Genomic DNA, 14,857 nt, shown 5'->3' on the forward strand with positions numbered 1-14,857 from the left:
GTTTCGTCCCGCCGGATCTCATTCTCTGTCGTGCCGGCAGGATCCGGTTGCGCGGCGAAAGGAATGATGCCCGACGCTTTCACTTTCGCAACACTATTTTCGCAAACGCGCATTGCGCGAAGAGCGCTACTGGTCGTAGAGACGGTTTCATCGCTGGGTTGATACAACCCATCCGGGTTCGGCTCTGAAGCAGGCCTGCAATGGAACCGCTGAGCAAACGTCACGCAGACATTCTCGATATCCTCGGCAAGCGCGGCTATGTCGCGATCGAGGAGATCGTCTCAGCCTTCAACGTCACGCCGCAGACGGTTCGGCGCGATCTGCAGGACCTTGCCGACCGCGGCTTGCTGCGACGCCATCACGGCGGAGCGAGCGCCAACCTTTCGACGGCGAATACCGACTACGGCCTTCGTGTCGTCGAGACGGCGGGGGAGAAGGCCGCGATGGCCCAGGCCGCCGCCGAGCTGGTGACGCCGGGCACGTCGCTGTTCATGACGCCAGGCACGACGATGGACGCGCTCGCCAAGGCGATCGCCGAGCGCCGCCCGCGCGGCCTGCGCGTCGTCACCAACAGCACGGCCGCCGCCGCGATCCTCGACAAGTGCCCGGAGATCTCGATCCTGATCACGGGCGGCCACTGGCTCGGGCCGAACCGCGCCTGCGGCGGCATGCACGCCGCCGCGTTCATCGAGAATTATCGCTGCGATCTGCACATGACGAGCATCGGCGGCATCGACGCGGCCGGGAACCTGCTGGAATACCGCGACGACGAGGCCGTAGTCGGGCGCACCATGCTGCGCAATGCTCGCCGCTCGGTGCTCCTCGCCGACCACACCAAGTTCAGCCGGGTAGCCATGTCGCGCCTGGCGCATCTCAGCGAGATCTCGACGCTGGTCACGGACCGACAGCCGGCTCCTGCGACGGCACAAATGATCCGCGACACCCGCTGCGAGCTGATCGTAGCCGGCTGATCACGCAACGGTGAGCGCCGGCGCGTTGCGCGTCGCGGGGGCGGGCTCCTATCCTATGAGGAGGCCGCCCCGCGCCATATGGGCGTTTCCCGCCGCGGCCGCGTCAGTCGAAAAAATCCTATCGTCGAAAGAGACACGTCATGCGCTATCAAACGCTTGGCCAGACCGGCCTGCTCGTCTCCGAACTGTGCCTGGGCACCATGACCTTCGGAGGCGGTGACACCGGCATCTGGGGCAATATCGGCCGGCTCGACCAGCAGGAGGCCGATGCGCTGGTGAAGACCGCGCTCGATGCCGGCATCAATTTCATCGACACCGCCAATGTCTACGCCGAGGGCAATTCCGAGCAGATCACCGGCCAGGCCCTGCGCAATCTCGGCATCGCTCGCGACGAGGTCGTGGTCGCCACCAAGGTTTTCGGCCGGATGGGGCAGGGGCCGAACGGCTCGGGCGCCAGCCGCTACCATATCCTCGAGCAGGCCAAGGCCAGCCTGAAGCGGCTCCAGCTCGACCATATCGACCTCTACCAGATCCATGCCTTCGACAGCGTCACGCCGATGGAGGAGACGCTGAAAGCACTCGATGCGCTCGTCCGGCAGGGGCTGGTGCGCTATGTCGGCGTCTCCAACTGGGCGGCCTGGCAGGTCGCCAAGGCGCTCGGCATCTCCGAGCGGAAGCATCTTGCCCGCATCGCCTCGCTGCAGGCCTATTACACCATTGCCGGCCGCGACCTCGAGCGCGAGATCGCGCCGATGCTGCTCTCCGAGAAGGTCGGGCTGATGGTCTGGAGCCCGCTCGCCGGCGGCCTGCTTTCCGGCAAATACGACCGCCGCAACGAGCAGGGCGGCGAGGGCCGGCGGGCGAGCTTCGACTTCCCGCCGGTCGATCGCGAGCGCGGCTATGATGTGATCGACGCGATGCGGCCGATCGCCGAGGCGCACAAGGCCAGCGTCGCGCAGGTGGCGCTCGCCTGGCTGCTGCACCAGCCGGCCGTGACCAGCGTGATCGTCGGCGCCAAGCGGCCTGAGCAACTCGCGGAGAATATCGCTGCGAGCGAGATCACGTTGACTGCTGACGAACTGGCGAAGCTCGACGCCGTCAGCGCCCTGCCGAAGGAATATCCGGGCTGGATGCTGGAGCGCCAGGGCGCCAACCGGACCAAGCCCGATCCGCGCCGGGTGGGCTGAGCCGTCAGAAGCGGTCGCTGGCTTCGAGATAGAGGCTGGCAATCGCTTCGATGCCGGCCTGGTCGTCGGCGTCGAAACGGCCGGGCTCGGGGCTGTCGAGGTCGATCACGCCGATCACCTCGCCGTCGCAGATCAGCGGCACGACCAGCTCCGAGCGCGAGGCGGCGTCGCAGGCGATATGGCCGGGGAAGGAGTGGACGTCCTCGACCAGCACCGACTCACGCTTTGCGACGGCCGTGCCGCAGACGCCGCGCCCGACCGGGATGCGCACACAGGCCGGCTTGCCCTGGAACGGGCCGAGCACCAGTTCGCCGCCGCGCATCAGATAGAAGCCGGCCCAATTGAGAGTCGGCATCGCATCATAGAGCAGCGCCGAGAGGTTGGCGGCGTTGGCGATCGCGTCGCGCTCGCCATGCAGCAGGCCTTCGAGCTGCTGCACGAGCTCCCTGTAGAAGCCGGGCTTGTCGCTGGCCGATATCGTCGCCGCCTGGAACATCGCTCGCCTCCGTAAAGTCGAGGCTGGATATGCGCCGCCCGAGCGGATTTTGCGAGGGTTATCGCCGGTCGGAAGGCGGGGGGCAGCTGCGCGTCCAGAGCAGGAAGGCGGAGAGCCGCCGCAGCTGCCGTGTGGCGAAATAGAGCACGTAGACCATCATGCGTCTCCAGATCGGGAGCCCACGACAATCTCGTGGCGCTTTTAGCTTTGGTGACGCGGTGCAAGCTGCTCCGGCAAATCCCGCGACCGGCCCGCATCGCTGCGGTCCGATCTTCAAATCATTCGCAATCACCGCTGCGGGGTCAATGAAACGGGTGTTCAAAGATTTGATGACAGCAGGTGGAATTGTCCCCGGCGGTGGCCCGCCGGGGAATATTCAGGCGAAATGCCGGTTGGCCGGCCTCGGCAGGCCCAGATGGTCGCGCAGAGTCGGCCCCTGGTACTCCCGGCGGAACAGGCCGCGACGCTGCAGTTCCGGCACGACCTTGTCGACGAAGTCGTCGAGCCCCTCCGGCAGATAGGGGAACATCACGTTGAAGCCGTCGCTGCCGCGCTCGGTGAGCCATTGCTCCATCTCGTCGGCGATCGTCTTCGGCGTGCCGACGAAGGCGAGTCCGCCATAGCCGCCGAGCCGCTGGGCGAGCTGGCGGACGGTCAGGTTCTCGCGGCGGGCGAGCGCGATCGTCCGCTCGCGGCCGCTCTTGCTGTGATTGGTCTCGGGGATTTCGGGCAGCGGGGCATCCGGATCGAAGCCGGTGGCGTCATGGCCGAGCGCGATCGAGAGCGAGGCGATGGCGCTGTCGTAATGCACGAAGGAATCGAGCAGCGCCCGCTTCTCGCGGGCTTCCTCGACGCTGTCGCCGACGACGGTCAGCACACCCGGCAGGATCTTGAGATGATCGGGATTGCGGCTGATAGCCTCCATCCGGCCCTTCACATCGGCATAGAAAGCCTGGCCGGCGGCGAGCGTTCCATGCGCAGCGAACACGACCTCGGCCGTCTCCGCCGCGAGCTGCCGGCCGGACTCGGAGGCGCCGGCCTGGACGATCACCGGCCAGCCCTGCGGCGGCCTCGCGATATTGAGCGGCCCGCGCACCGAGAGATGCTCGCCCTTGTGATCGATGCGTCGCATTTTACCCGGATCGAAATAAAGCCCACTCTCGCGATCGCGGATGAAGGCGTCGTCGGCGAAGGAATCCCACAGGCCGGTGACGACATCGTAGAACTCGCGCGCCCGGTCATAGCGCTCGCCATGGTCGACCTCGGCGTCGAGGCCGAAATTCAGCGCCGCGTCCGGATTCGAGGTGGTGACGATGTTCCAGCCGGCGCGGCCGCCGCTGATATGGTCGAGCGAGGCGAAGCGCCGGGCGATGTGATAGGGCGCGTCGAAGGTGGTCGAGGCGGTGGCGACGAGGCCGATGCGCTCGGTCGCGCCGGCGAGTGCCGAGAGCAGGGTGAACGGCTCGAACGAGGTCACCGTGTGGCTGCGCCTCAGCGCCTCGACCGGCATGTTCAGCACGGCGAGATGGTCGGCCATGAAGAAGGCGTCGAACTTGCCGGCCTCCAACTTCTGGGCGAAGCGCTTGAGATGCCCGAAATTGAAGTTCGCATCGGGATAGGCGCCGGGATAGCGCCAGGCGCCGGTATGGATGCTGACGGGGCGCATGAAGGCCCCGAGATGAAGCTGGCGCGCGGTCGTCATGGCTGGCCTCGGCAGGCGGTTGCTCAATGGAGGCTGAGCTATGCCTGCCTTAGCCGGCGCGCCATGGCGCCGCGCAAAAAGCCAAGAATCGTCTCCGGGGAGCGACCAGAGTAGAGGGTTCGTCTCAGTTCGCGCGGAAGCCGGAGAAGTTCCGTTCTGGGCCGGCTAGCCTCCTCGTCATGGTCGGGCTTGTCCCGACCATCCACGTCTTCCTTCGGGCAAGGCAGTGTTCAAGACGTGGATGCTCGCCACAAGGGCGAGCATGACGCGTTGGTGCCAGCTTCCTCAGACAGCCGCCTTCTTGATCGCGTCCAGCACGTCGCTGCCGTACTTGCCGACGAACTCCTTCTCGACCTCGGCGGTGACGACCTTGGCCAGGGAGTCGCGATCAGGATTCTCGACCGCCTGCATGCCGGCCTTCTTCAGCGCGTCGAGGCTGGACCCTTCCGTATCCTCGTTCATCTTGCGCTGGATACCGGCGCATTCGAGCGCGATCGCAGCCAGCATCTGCTGGATGTCGGCCGGCATCGCGTCGAACTTGCTCTTGTTCATCACGACCGGGCCGGTGGTGAAGGCGTGGCGCGTCAGCGAGAGATGCTTCTGCACCTCGTTGAACTTGGCGTTGAGGATCAGCGTGACCGGGTTCTCCTGGCCGTCGACCGTGCCGGTCTCCAGCGCGGTGAAGAGCTCGGTGAAGGCCATCGGGGTCGGGATCGCGCCGAGCAGCTGGAAGGCCTTGATATGGGCCGGGTTCGGCGTGGTGCGGATCTTCAGGCCCTTGAGGTCGGCGGCGGTTGCGACAGGGCGGCGGTTGTTGGTGAGGTTGCGCCAGCCGATCTCCCAGGTGGCGAGGGCCTTGAGGTTCGAGCCTTCGAGCTCCTTGCGCAGGCCGTCGCCGATCGGGCCGTCCATCACTGCGGCCGCGTGCTTGCGGCTCTGGATCAGGAAGGGCAGGTCGAGCACGTTGAGCTTGGGTGCGAGGCCGGTGAAGAACGGGTTGCCGGTCAGGCAGATGTCGAGCGAGCCGCCGCGCACCGCGCTGATCGTCTGCGCATCGGAGCCGAGCGCGCCGTTCGGGAAGACCTGGACCTCGTAGCGGCCCTGGCTCTTGGCCTTGACCTGCTCGGCAAAGAGCAGGGCGGCCTTGTGCCAGCTGTCGGCCTCCGGATGTGGGTGGGCGAAGCGCAATTTCGTCGCCTGGGCCAGGACCGGGCGGCCGATGGCGAAGAGGGCGATGCCGGCGCCGGCGCCGGTGAGGGCGGTTCTGCGGGTGATGGTCATGATGGCGTCCTCCGGTCTTGTCGTTGGTTGGGCAGGCAGAGCAGGGCGCGTCAGCGCCCGTAGAGCCAGCGCGCCGGGACCGTGACGATCTCGGGCACGAAGATCAGCAGAAGCAGGATGGCGAGCTGCGCCAGCAGGAACGGCATCACCCCCTTGATGACGCGGTCCATCGGGATGCGGCCGACGGCACAGACGACGTTGAGCACCGTGCCGACGGGCGGGGTGAGAAGGCCGATGGCGTTGTTGATGATGAACATCACGCCGAAATAGACCGGGTCGATCCCGGCCTGCTTGACGATCGGCATCAGCACCGGCGTCAGGATCAGCACGGTCGGGATGAAGTCGAGCGCGGTGCCGACGATGACGACGAGGAACATCATCGCCAGCATCAGCAGCGTCTTGTTGTCGATCAGCGGGCCGAGCAGGGCCGAGACCTGGGCAGGGATGTCAGCGATGGTGATCAGCCAGGCCGAGACCATTGCCGCCGCGACCAGGAACATCACCGCCGCCGAGGTCTTCAGCGCCGCGAGCAGGGCCGGGCGCAGATGCTCGAACTTCAGCTCGCGATAGATGAAGCCGCCGACGAAAGCGGCATAGACCGCCGCGACCACCGCTGCTTCCGTCGGCGTGAAGGCGCCGGCCTTCATGCCGCCGATGATCAGGAACGGCAGGCCGAGCGCCCAGAGCCCGTCCAGGACCGCCTGGCCGATCTCGCGCAGGTTGGCGCGCTTCGCACGGGCGGTCGGCTCGTCGCGCGCGACGATGTACCAGGTGAGGATCAGCGCAAGGCCCATCAGAATGCCGGGCACGATGCCGGCGATGAAGAGCCGCGTGATCGAGACGCCGGCGGCGACGCCGAAGACGACGAAGCCGATCGAGGGCGGGATCACCGGCGCGATGATGCCGCCGGCCGAGATCAGCCCGGCGGCGCGCGGCAGGTTGTAGCCGGCCTGGCGCATCATAGGCAGCAGGATCGCGGCGAGCGCCGCAGTGTCGGCGACGGCCGAGCCGGAAATGCTCGCCATCACCAGCGCCGCCAGCACCGCGACATAGCCGAGCCCGCCGCGGACATGGCCGATCAGCGTCACCGCCAGCGCGATGATCCGGCGCGACAGGCCGCCGGCATTCATCAGTTCGCCGGCCAGCATGAAGAAGGGCACCGCCATCAGCGGGAAGGAATCGGCGCCGCCGATCAGGTTCTGCGCCAGGATCTGCGAGTCGAAGGTGCTGAGCTGCAGCATCAGCGCGACGCCGCAGACCAGCAGCGCCATGGCGATCGGCATGCCGAGCGCCATCGCCCCGATCAGCGAGCCCAGGAAGATGAAGACGGTCACGAGCGCTTCTCCGCCGCCTGCTGGTTCTCGAAGGCGGTGAGTTCCTCCGATTCCGCCCCGACGACGAGCTCGTCATCGGGCATGCGGCCGGTCAGCAGCCGCGTCAGCGCGATCAGGTTGAGCGCGCCGATGCCGACGCCGCCGACGAGCCCGGCAAGATAGGTCACAGCGACCGGGACGCCGGTGACCGGCTGGTGGTTCTCGATATTGATCACGCCCTGCTGCCAGCAACCGACGACCAGCATGCCCATGCAGAGCAGCGACAGCGCCTCGACCGCGAGCCGGCACCACCAGCGGCCGTTGCGGCCGAGCATGGTGACGACGGTGGTCATGCCGAGATGCTGGCCGTCCTTCGCCACCAGGAAGGCGCCGCCGAAGGTCAGCCAGACGAAGATCAGCCGCGACAATTCCTCCGAGGAGATGATGCCGGAGCTGAAGGCGTAGCGCAGCACGACATTGCCGAAGACCATGGCGATCATCACGACGAAGCCGGCGATCAGCACATCCTCGATCAGGCGCAGGAGCAGGGCGCGGAGTTTCATCAGGCGGCTCCTTCGGCGGCGAGCCCGTACCAGCGCGCGGCGTTGTCGTGGAACAAAGCGAGGCGCTCGGCGGCTGGCCGCTGGCGGACCGCGGCCTTGAACACGTCGAAGATCGTGCCGAACGAGGCGCAGAGGCTGTCGACGGGGAAATTGCTGGCGAAAGCACAGCGACTGGCGCCGAAGGCCGCGATCACGCCGTCGATCACCGGCGCCTGCAGCTCCAGCGTCCAGGCCTGTCCGGGCACGCCGATGCCGGAAATCTTGGCGACGACGTTCGGCTCGCGCGCCAGCCGGCCCAGCGCCGCGCGCCAGGCGGCAAGGCCCTCAGGACTGCGGTCGGCCGGCAGGCCGGCATGGTTCAGGATGATGGTGGTCTCGGGGAAGTCGCGGGCGAGCTCGGCGGCTTCGTCCAGATGCCACCAGGGCGTTTGCAGGTCGAAGCTGAGTCCGGCGCCGGCGAGCAAAGCATAGCCATCGCGCCATTTGGCATCGCGCATCGAGCCGGGCGCAGCGAAATCCAAACGGTGATCCGCGCGGGCGACGGCTCTTGGCTTGTGCCGGACGCTGCGGACCAGGGGCATCTCGCGATAGGCCACGACGACCTCGCCGACATCGGCGCGGTCGAGCCAGATCTGGCCGATCGCGGCGCTCGGCAGGCCATGCTCGTGCGCGACCTCGGACGCCCAGCGCATCTCGCCGATCGGATCGCGCGGGTCCCATTCGCCTTCCATCAGCACGCTGCCGACGACGAGATGCCCGTCGATGGCGCGGCGATAATCGGCCGGCATGAAGTCGCGCTTGATCGCGCTGTAGTCGCCATAGCGGAAGGCGACCGGGTGGTCGCTCAGCCAGGGATGATAATTGCGCGCGAGGTCGAAGAAGTGGTGGTGCGCGTCGATGATCGGCAGGTCGTCATCGCTGCCGGAGGCGAGGAAGCGGGCGCGCTGGTCGGAGCTTGCCGGCATGGCTCAGCTCCGCTGCGGCGGAAGGCAGGTGTGGTTCGGGCTGTGCCCGGCCGGTCCGGTGCTTGCGCCCGTCATCCCTGCCTCCCGATCGTTTCCTCAGCGGTCGCCCGCTTTCGATTAGTTCTATCTGAGTGTTGTATGCTGCATACAGAATGTTGCCGCGGAGTCAAAGCGCGCCGGGGTTGAACAACGCGTCCTGCTCGCGGCGCAGGCGAACCAGGGTGGTGGTCTCGTCGAGGGCGACATCGGCGCAGGTGACGACCGCGCCGCGCGCCACCTTGCGCACCACCGGCCGGCCGGCGGTGAGGTAATAGGGGACCGGCTCGCTCGGTCCGAGCGGACGGGCAGGGGTCAATTGCGGCTCCAACCCCTCGATGACGTGGCGATAGCCCATGGTCAGGGTCTCGCCCGGCTCGAGGTCGCGGCTCGCCCGCGCCGTCAGGTCGACGCGCGGCAGGACCTCGGCGCCGCCGGTCGATTGGCCAAGGAGGGCGGCCGAGAGCGCCGACACCGGCGCTTCCGCTCCGAGCAGGTGCACAGGGTTGTGCAGCAGGACATAGCGGCCATCCGGCGAGCAGGGGATGCCTTTGCCGGCAAAGAGCTTGCCGGTCGCCAGATCAGGCGTCTCGGCGATGACGAAGACGCCGCCGGCGAAGGAGAGCTCGTCCGGCCGCCTGAGACAGTTGAACATGTCGACGCGACCGGTGCCGGAGAGCAGGCCACCCTCGGCCGCCGGCCGGAACAGGCTCGGCAATTCCGTGGTCCGCGCGATCGGTGCATGCATCGCGGCCACGTCCGGCATCAGCCCGGTATGGTTTGCGACGATGCCCATCTCGCAAAGGTCGGGCACAGTGGCGCGCGGGAAGGGCAGCTTTGCACGGGCCTCGAGCAGGCCAAGCGGGTCGCTGCCGAGCTTGCCGAAAGCCGCGGCGAAATCGGCGGCCGTCACAGCCTTCTCCCAGGCTGTGACGGTGCCGGCCTCCGGATCCCAGACGAAATCGGACTCAGATGACTTGCCGGCGGCGACGATCGGCAGGCCGAGGACGCGGGCCCAGCCGATCAGTCCGATCAGCAGGCTCGGCTGGTCGCCGTCGACCGGGGTATGCACGACGCCCTTCTGCCTGGCGCGGTGAGCGAGGATCGGGCCGATGATGCATTCGGCCTCCTTGGTCACCATGACGAGGTGGCGGCCGGCCTCGATCGCCGCGAGCGCAGTCATCGCCGCGCCTTCCGGATCGCCGGTCGCCTCGACGACGACGTCGACCGGCAGTCCTTCGAGATGGGCGGCATCGCCGATCAGCGCGACCAGCCCGCGTTCGAGAGCGGCCTTGGCCTCGGCGGCGCTATGGCAGTCGACGACCTCAGCCTCACTCAGGCCGCCGGCGAGCGCTGCCTTGCGGGCGCGGCCGATATCGAGGTCGCAGACGACGCGCGGCTCGATATGCGGGGCGCGGCGCGCCTGGCCGATGAAGCTCGCGCCGAATTCGCCGGCGCCGACCAGGGCGGCGGAGATCACGCGATCGGGCGCGCTGGGCTTCAGCGCGAAGAGGTTCTCGATGTTCACTGGGGTCGCTTTCGTTCGGGCAAGGCAGGGCGGCGGCCGTCAGACGGCCAGGCCCTCGATGGCGTAGATGCGCGCGGGGGCGCCGTCGGCGTTCGGGATCAGCAGCGGCGCGGCCGAGAACAGGTTGCGCGGTGCCGTCAGCCTGCTGGTGTTGACGACATATTCGATTAGCGTGACGCCATGGCTGAGCAGGACGTGGTGGGTGACATGCTCGGGCTTGGGCACTTCCTTGCCTTCGAGCAGGAGGCGGATCGGGTAGTCCTGCGGGAAGTCGAAGGCGACGGCTGTCGGCTTGCGCTCCGCCAGCCACTGCGCCGCTTCCAGCGTCAGCCAGGGCGCTTCGGTCCAGAAGCTCTTGTCATGATAGTCGCGCCGGTCGTTCCACTGCGTCGCCAACAGCAGGATCTCGCCATCGGCCCCGCCGGCATCGGCAGCGGCGAGATGCTCGGGGCCGATCGGCTCATTGGCCGGGCGCTCGCTTAGATCAAGCACCCGGCAGGGGCCGACGACCCGGCTGAGCGGCGTCGCCTCGATCGTCGGCGCGCCGGCGACGAAATGGGCCGGCGCATCGACATGCGAGAAGCCATGGCAGGGGCCGTTGATCTTCGAGACCCGGAACTGGTCTCCCGCCGCGATATCGCCCTTGATCGAAAGCTCCACCGGCCAGCGGAAATGCGGTGCGATCGGCATGGAAAGGTCGACGATGTGCATGGCCCTGCCTGGATTGCGGAAAGGGATGCCGGCTAGCCGGCGGCTCCGTTCTAGGTGTCCGAATTCTTGTATGCAAGAATTTTTCGACAGCGGGCCAGCCGCGCGATATACAGGGCATCATGGATAGTCCGGCCGACACGACCCCGCTCGCAGCGCTTCTCGCTCAGGTACCGCAGCCCGAGCCGGGCCGGCGCAAGGGCGCTCTGCACGGCAGCACGGTCGCAAAACTACGCAATCTGATCGTCACCGGGGCGCTGGCGCCGGGCGCCAAGCTGAACGAGCGCGAGCTCTGCCTGCAGCTCGGCGTCTCACGCACGCCGGTGCGCGAGGCGATCAAGACGCTGACCCAGGATGGCTTGTTGCGGGCGCTGCCGAACAAGTCGTCAGTGGTCGCCGAGCTCGATGTCGGCGAGATCGAGGCGCTGATCGATGTTGTCTCGACGATCGAGGGATTGGCCGGCGAGCTCGCCGCAGCGCGTGCCACCGACGAGGCCGTCGCCGAGATCGGCATGCTGCACTACAAGATGATGCTGCATCACACCCGCGACGAGCTGCCGGGCTATTTCGAGGCCAACAAGGCCTTCCACCGCCGCATCGTCGAACTTTCCGGCAATCCCGTCCTGCTCTGGATCTGGGAGTTGCTGGCGCTGCGGGTCGACCGCGCCCGCTACTCCTCGAACCTCTGGCCGAAGCGCTGGAAGATGGCGATCCAGGAGCATGAGCAGATCCTGGCGGCGCTGACCGCCGGCGACGCCGCGCTGGCGAGCCAGCGCCTGCGTGAGCACGTCCGCAACGGGCTGTCGGGGCTCGTCGCGGCACTGAAGGAGAGGGGAGCGGCTGCGGAGGGGCGTTGAGCCACCACACCGTCATTCCGGGGCAGGCCGCAGGCCTGAGCCCGGAACCCATGAACACTACCCTTTCCGTCATGGTCGGGCTTGTCCCGACCATCCATGTCTTCCTTCGCCGAGTGTGGTGTTCAAGACGTGGATGCTCGCCACAAGGGCGAGCATGACGAGCTGGACCAGAGTCGTGGTCATGGGTTCCGGGCTCGCTGCTGCGCAGCGCCCCGGAAAGACGGCATAGGCAGTTGCGTGCCTATCCTCAGTGCGCCTGCTCGGCCTCCGGCAGCACCTTCAGCACCGCGATCGCGTCGAGCTCGCTATGGCCTTGCGCGACGAGCATGCGATAGAGCGTCGTCGCCTGAGCGACCATCGGCATGGCCAAATGCTGCTCACGCCCGGCCTCCATCAGCATCTCCAGGTCCTTCAGCACCTGCCTGGCATAGCCCTTCGGCGCGAAATCGCGCGCGACCATGCGTGGCATCATCGCCTGCAGCACCGCCGAATTGCCGAGGCCCGGCGCCAGCGCCGCCGGGATCTTGTCGGCATCGACGCCATAGGCCTCGGCCAGCCGCAGCGATTCCGCCACCACGACATAATTGGTCAGGCACAGCGCCTGGTTGACCAGCTTGGTCGCCTGGCCGGCGCCGACCGCGCCCATATGGGTGAAGAGGCCAAGACTCTCGGCGAGCAGCCGCACCTGTTCAATCGTTTCAGGCGCGCCGCCGGCCATGATCGCGAGCTTGCCCGCTTCCGCCGCGGGTGGCCCGCCCGAGACCGGCGCGTCGATGAAACCGATACCAGCTTCCGCCAGCGCCGCTCCGAGCGCTTTGGTCACGCCGATCTCGGTCGTCGAGAAGTCGATGACGATGGCGCCCTGCTTTGGTTTGGCCGAGAGGATGCCGCCTTCGCCTGTTACCACCGCCTGCACCGCCTTGGTGGTGGTCACTGCGATGCAGATGGGATTGGCGCGCTCGGCCACCTCGGCCGGGGAGCCGGCAAGGGCGATTCCGAGCGCTTCGGCCTCAGCCCGCCGGGCCGGGTAGAGATCGTATCCGACCACCTTGCGACCGGTCGCGATCAGGCGCTTGCAGAAGCCCGCGCCCATCAGCCCGAGGCCGATGAAGCCGATCGTCTCGCTCATTTGCCTTGCCAGTTCGGCGTGCGCTTGCCGAGGAAGGCTTCCATGCCCTCACGGAAATCGGCGCTGGTGTAGCAGAGGGTGACGAGATCATCGCCGTCGATGTCGGCGCTCGCCGCCGCCGTGAGCCGGCGCAGCGCCTCCTTGGTGGCGCGCATCGTCAAGGGCGCATGGCCGCGGATCGTCTGCGCAAGCTCCTTCACGCGCGCCATCAGTGCGGCATGGTCGACGACGAGCTCGTTGTAGAGGCCGATGCGATGACCTTCCTCGGCCTCGACCAGCCGCGCGGTGAAGATGATGTCCTTGACGCGGGCCGGGCCGAGCAGGCTGGCGAGCCGGGCATAGTTCGCCATCGACAGGCAGTTGCCGAGCGTGCGCGCCACCGGGAAGCCGAAGCGGGCCGATTGCGTCGCGATCCGGAGGTCGCAGGCGCAGGCGATCGCCGCGCCGCCGCCGGTGACCGCGCCCGCGATCGCCGCGATGGTCGGCACCGTGCAGCTCTCGATTGTGGTGATCACCCGCTCGATCCGGTTCTCATAGGCGAGGGCGTCCTCCGCCGTCTTGAATTCGCGGAACTGCGAGATGTCGGTGCCGGCGGCGAAGGCCTTCTCGCCGGCGCCGGTGACGACGAACACTTTCGGCGCGCCGTGCTTCTCGGGATTGCCGAGGATCTCGGCCAGCCCTTCATACATGGCGAAGGTCAGGGCATTGCGTGCCTGTGGGCGGTTGAGCGTGACGGTGCCGACCCCATCGGCGACGTCGTAGAGAATCTCGTCGTTCATCGGATGCCTTTCAGATCGCGCCTTCGGCTTTGAGGCCGGCGATGGCCGCCTCGTCGAAGCCGAGCTCGGTGAGGATTTCGAGGTTGTGGTCGCCGGCATCCGGCGTCGGCGTCGCGATGCTGGACGGCGTGCGCGACAGGCTGACCGGCTGGCCGACGACGCGGATGTCGCCGATCGCGGGATGGCTGACGGGTTGCGCGATGCCGAGATGCTGCACCTGCGGATCGTCGAAGACGGCATCGACCGCATAGATCGGCCCGGCCGGCACGGAAGCCTTCTCACAGGCGTCGAGCCAGTAGGCGCTGTCCTGCGTGGACATGATCTCCTCGAGCAGCACGCGCAGTTCCGGCCGCGCCGCGAAGCGCTTCTCCATATTGTCATAGCGTGGGTCGCTGGCGAGCTCCGGCCGGCCGATGGCGCTGCAGAAGGAGCGCCAATGCCCCTCGGCGCCGACGCCGAGATTGATGTGGCCGTCGCGCGTCGCATAGACGCCCATCGGCGTCGCGTAGGGATGGTCGTTGCCGGCCTGCGGCGGCACCTTGCCCTCGACCAGATAGCGCGCGACCTGGAAGTCCATCATGCCGATCTGGGCTTCGAGCAGCGAGGTCTGCACCCACTGGCCCTTGCCCGAGACCGCGCGTTCCTGCAGTGCGACCAGCGCGCCGATCGCGCCATAGAGCCCGGCGGCGGAGTCGGCGACGGCGATGCCAGCGCGCACCGGCCCCTGGCCGGGCAGGCCGGTGACCGACATCATGCCGCCCATGCCCTGGGCGATCTGGTCGAAGCCGGCGCGCAGGCGATAGGGACCGCTCTGGCCGAAGCCCGAGATCGAGACCAGGATCAGCCGCGGGTTGAGCGCATGCAGCGTCTCGAAATCGAGTCCGAGCCGCTCCTTCACATCCGGCCGGAAGTTCTCGACCAGGAGGTCGGCATCGACGATCAGCTTGCGCAGGATCGCCTTGCCGGACGCAGTCTTCAGGTTGAGCGTCAGCGAGCGCTTGTTCCGATGCAGGTTCTGCATGTCGTAGCCATGCCGCGGCCCGCTCATGTTCTCGTTGGGATCGACACCCGGCGGGCTTTCGATCTTGATCACGTCCGCGCCGAAATCGGCGAAGATGCGGGCGCAGGTCGGCCCGGCGCGCACGCGCGTCAGGTCGAGCACGCGCAAGCGTTCGAGGGCAGTGGACGGCGTCGGGCGGGGCATGATGATCCGGATGCGTGACAGAGGGCGCCGACTATCCCGTCATCATCCCAAGGCGTCAATCTTTGACGCCATCTTGCATGCAAGATCGGTAGGCGACCCATGCGCCAACCGGACAACGGGAGCTGGCGAGTCGCGGAA

General features: G+C 67.4%; 14 protein-coding genes. 3 read left to right on the forward strand and 11 right to left on the reverse strand.

The window, feature by feature from the left end; all coding sequences use genetic code 11:
• Positions 1-200: 200 nt before the first annotated feature.
• Both GV161_RS23825 and GV161_RS23830 read left to right on the forward strand, forming a co-directional pair.
• On the forward strand, positions 201-971 hold the full coding sequence (locus tag GV161_RS23825; protein ID WP_152014405.1) for a DeoR/GlpR family DNA-binding transcription regulator: 771 nt from the start codon (positions 201-203) through the stop codon (positions 969-971).
• A 140-nt stretch (positions 972-1,111) separates the two neighbouring features.
• On the forward strand, positions 1,112-2,158 hold the full coding sequence (locus GV161_RS23830; RefSeq protein WP_152014406.1) for an aldo/keto reductase: 1,047 nt from the start codon (positions 1,112-1,114) through the stop codon (positions 2,156-2,158).
• Between the two features lie 4 nt (positions 2,159-2,162).
• Here the strand turns inward: GV161_RS23830 and GV161_RS23835 are convergent, their stop codons facing one another.
• The 8 genes from GV161_RS23835 to GV161_RS23870 form a co-directional block, all read right to left on the reverse strand.
• Positions 2,163-2,654 carry a GAF domain-containing protein gene (locus GV161_RS23835; protein WP_152014407.1) on the reverse strand — a complete coding sequence of 164 codons (492 nt, stop codon included), beginning with the start codon at positions 2,652-2,654 and terminating at the stop codon, positions 2,163-2,165.
• Positions 2,655-3,030: 376 nt separating this feature from the next.
• The gene (locus tag GV161_RS23840) at positions 3,031-4,356 is read right to left on the reverse strand and encodes an LLM class flavin-dependent oxidoreductase (RefSeq protein WP_152014408.1); all 1,326 of its coding nucleotides are present in this window, start codon (positions 4,354-4,356) and stop codon (positions 3,031-3,033) included.
• A gap of 285 nt (positions 4,357-4,641) precedes the next feature.
• Positions 4,642-5,637 (reverse strand): TRAP transporter substrate-binding protein, encoded by a 996-nt coding sequence (locus GV161_RS23845; RefSeq protein ID WP_152014409.1) that lies wholly within the window; start codon positions 5,635-5,637, stop codon positions 4,642-4,644.
• Between the two features lie 50 nt (positions 5,638-5,687).
• Entirely contained in the window at positions 5,688-6,971 is a 1,284-nt protein-coding gene (locus tag GV161_RS23850) for a TRAP transporter large permease subunit (protein WP_152014410.1), read from the reverse strand.
• On the reverse strand, positions 6,968-7,513 hold the full coding sequence (locus tag GV161_RS23855; protein WP_152014411.1) for a TRAP transporter small permease: 546 nt from the start codon (positions 7,511-7,513) through the stop codon (positions 6,968-6,970). The genes GV161_RS23850 and GV161_RS23855 overlap by 4 nt, the downstream gene beginning before the upstream one ends.
• Positions 7,513-8,478, reverse strand: coding sequence for an amidohydrolase family protein (locus GV161_RS23860; protein WP_152014412.1), 966 nt, complete (start codon positions 8,476-8,478; stop codon positions 7,513-7,515). The genes GV161_RS23855 and GV161_RS23860 overlap by 1 nt, the downstream gene beginning before the upstream one ends.
• A gap of 166 nt (positions 8,479-8,644) precedes the next feature.
• Positions 8,645-10,042 carry a flagellar biosynthesis protein FlgA gene (locus GV161_RS23865; RefSeq protein WP_152014413.1) on the reverse strand — a complete coding sequence of 466 codons (1,398 nt, stop codon included), beginning with the start codon at positions 10,040-10,042 and terminating at the stop codon, positions 8,645-8,647.
• A 39-nt stretch (positions 10,043-10,081) separates the two neighbouring features.
• A complete protein-coding gene (locus GV161_RS23870; RefSeq protein ID WP_152014414.1) occupies positions 10,082-10,753 on the reverse strand; it encodes a cyclase family protein in 672 nt (223 codons plus the stop codon).
• A 119-nt stretch (positions 10,754-10,872) separates the two neighbouring features.
• Between GV161_RS23870 and GV161_RS23875 the strand changes: the two genes are divergently transcribed.
• Entirely contained in the window at positions 10,873-11,607 is a 735-nt protein-coding gene (locus GV161_RS23875; RefSeq protein WP_152014415.1) for a GntR family transcriptional regulator, read from the forward strand.
• Between the two features lie 247 nt (positions 11,608-11,854).
• On the opposite strand, the gene GV161_RS23880 is transcribed toward GV161_RS23875, so the two are convergent.
• From GV161_RS23880 to GV161_RS23890, 3 genes are read right to left on the reverse strand one after another with little or no spacing between them, the layout of a single operon-like run.
• Positions 11,855-12,736 carry an NAD(P)-dependent oxidoreductase gene (locus tag GV161_RS23880; protein WP_152014416.1) on the reverse strand — a complete coding sequence of 294 codons (882 nt, stop codon included), beginning with the start codon at positions 12,734-12,736 and terminating at the stop codon, positions 11,855-11,857.
• The gene (locus GV161_RS23885; RefSeq protein WP_152014417.1) at positions 12,733-13,515 is read right to left on the reverse strand and encodes an enoyl-CoA hydratase/isomerase family protein; all 783 of its coding nucleotides are present in this window, start codon (positions 13,513-13,515) and stop codon (positions 12,733-12,735) included. Before GV161_RS23885 ends, GV161_RS23880 begins: the two co-directional genes overlap by 4 nt.
• 10 nt (positions 13,516-13,525) lie before the next feature.
• Positions 13,526-14,719 (reverse strand): CoA transferase, encoded by a 1,194-nt coding sequence (locus GV161_RS23890; RefSeq protein WP_152014418.1) that lies wholly within the window; start codon positions 14,717-14,719, stop codon positions 13,526-13,528.
• Positions 14,720-14,857 lie beyond the last annotated feature (138 nt).

Source organism: Bosea sp. 29B (genome assembly GCF_902506165.1).
Classification (GTDB): Bacteria; Pseudomonadota; Alphaproteobacteria; order Rhizobiales; family Beijerinckiaceae; genus Allobosea.

Excerpts from the sequence above, each read along its gene's own strand:
- GV161_RS23825 (WP_152014405.1), top strand. The coding sequence starts at position 201 with ATGGAACCGCTGAGCAAACGTCACGCAGACATTCTCGATATCCTCGGC.
- GV161_RS23830 (WP_152014406.1), top strand. The coding sequence starts at position 1,112 with ATGCGCTATCAAACGCTTGGCCAGACCGGCCTGCTCGTCTCCGAACTG.
- GV161_RS23835 (WP_152014407.1), bottom strand. The coding sequence starts at position 2,654 with ATGTTCCAGGCGGCGACGATATCGGCCAGCGACAAGCCCGGCTTCTAC.
- GV161_RS23840 (WP_152014408.1), bottom strand. The coding sequence starts at position 4,356 with ATGACGACCGCGCGCCAGCTTCATCTCGGGGCCTTCATGCGCCCCGTC.
- GV161_RS23845 (WP_152014409.1), bottom strand. The coding sequence starts at position 5,637 with ATGACCATCACCCGCAGAACCGCCCTCACCGGCGCCGGCGCCGGCATC.
- GV161_RS23855 (WP_152014411.1), bottom strand. The coding sequence starts at position 7,513 with ATGAAACTCCGCGCCCTGCTCCTGCGCCTGATCGAGGATGTGCTGATC.
- GV161_RS23860 (WP_152014412.1), bottom strand. The coding sequence starts at position 8,478 with ATGCCGGCAAGCTCCGACCAGCGCGCCCGCTTCCTCGCCTCCGGCAGC.
- GV161_RS23870 (WP_152014414.1), bottom strand. The coding sequence starts at position 10,753 with ATGCACATCGTCGACCTTTCCATGCCGATCGCACCGCATTTCCGCTGG.
- GV161_RS23875 (WP_152014415.1), top strand. The coding sequence starts at position 10,873 with ATGGATAGTCCGGCCGACACGACCCCGCTCGCAGCGCTTCTCGCTCAG.
- GV161_RS23880 (WP_152014416.1), bottom strand. The coding sequence starts at position 12,736 with ATGAGCGAGACGATCGGCTTCATCGGCCTCGGGCTGATGGGCGCGGGC.
- GV161_RS23885 (WP_152014417.1), bottom strand. The coding sequence starts at position 13,515 with ATGAACGACGAGATTCTCTACGACGTCGCCGATGGGGTCGGCACCGTC.
- GV161_RS23890 (WP_152014418.1), bottom strand. The coding sequence starts at position 14,719 with ATGCCCCGCCCGACGCCGTCCACTGCCCTCGAACGCTTGCGCGTGCTC.